The following is a 1,425-nucleotide window of genomic DNA, read 5'->3' as shown; positions in this document are numbered from 1 at the left end:
CAATGTCGTCAACTTAAGAAAAAATAAAAATTAAATATAAAAGATACTTGACAATAGATAGGAAATTTGCAGCCTCGCTATAGACAAATAAATTTATAGCGAGGTTTTACATTGTGAAAAACACTAAACTACTATCTTTAATTTTAAAAGAAACAAACAACTTAATTACTTCTGATGAATATAAAGAAGCATACAGCTTAGGAAATTCATTCTCAAGAAAAAGAAAACTATCATTCTCAAATACTGTTCATTTTATTTGCTCCGCATTGCGTAAATCTATTTCATCTGAAATTGATAACTTTATTGAAGAACATACATATTTAAATTTTCCTAATATAACAAAGCAAGCATTTTCAAAAGCAAGGCAAAATATATCACCAGAGGCTTTTAATGAATTATGTAGACTTTTTGTTGAGAAATTTTATAGTCTAAAGAAAAACTTAAACACATGGAATGGCTTTAATATATTAGCAATTGATGGAACTAGCTTACAAGTTCCAGATACAGAAGAATGTGGTAGAATTACAAAATATAAAACAAGCGAAAGATATATAGCAAAACAACATATAGAGGTATTAGTAAATAGAATTCCTTCTAAAAATAGTATTGTTATTTTTGATAGAGGTTACCCATCATATGATATGTTTGATCATTTAAATGATAAAGGATTGCTATTTTTAATGAGAGTATCAACTTCCTTTAAACTTGTACAATCTATTGATTCTGATGACTCTATTTTAGAATATAAATTAAAGGGTGAGATAAAGAAAGTAAGAGTATTAAGAATTAAGCTTTCCGAAGACGTAACAGAGGTGTTAGTAACTAATATATATGATGAAAAAATTACAACTATAGAGTTTAAAGAACTTTATTTTCTTAGATGGGGTGTTGAATCGAAATACAAAGAATTAAAAAGTAGCATTAAAATTGAAGAATTTTCAGGAACAAAGCCTATTGCTATAGAGCAAGACTTTTATACTTCAATTTATTTATCAATGATTTCAGGGCTTATAAAGAAGGATGCCGATGCTTCGATAGCAAATGCTAATAAGGATAAATCCTTAAATTCAACATATCAATCTAATAGGAATTTTATCTTGGGACAAGTTTTTAAACGAATTATAAAATTATTGGTTAAATCTAGGTTAAGAAACAAAATTTTAAAATCAATACTAGAAAAGTCTATAAAAATACGCTCACAAGTGCGTTGTAACCGTTCTTGTGAGCGAAAAAAGAAACATCCAAGGAAAAAGCACCATCATAATATTAAATCCTGTATTTAATATTAAAAATAAATACATAATTTAAAAATTCACTTTAACCAGTGGATTTATTTAGTGTACCATTTTTTAAGAAAAATTTAAATAACTCAAATAAAAATAATTAGATATAAGTATATTTTTACCTGTCTTAATTTACTAAGTT

The 1,425-nt window shown here is 26.0% G+C and carries 1 protein-coding gene; it reads left to right on the top strand.

Going from position 1 to position 1,425, the window contains the following annotated elements; all coding sequences use genetic code 11:
* Positions 1-113 precede the first annotated feature (113 nt).
* Positions 114-1,283 (top strand): IS4 family transposase, encoded by a 1,170-nt coding sequence (locus KIB46_RS16320; protein WP_291673285.1) that lies wholly within the window; start codon positions 114-116, stop codon positions 1,281-1,283.
* Positions 1,284-1,425: the final 142 nt, after the last annotated feature.

The organism is Clostridium sp. (assembly GCF_018372875.1).
Taxonomy (GTDB): Bacteria; Bacillota; Clostridia; order Clostridiales; family Clostridiaceae; genus Clostridium.
The sequence above is the reverse complement of the archived record's forward strand: the minus strand, read 5'-3'. Positions and strand labels throughout refer to the sequence as shown.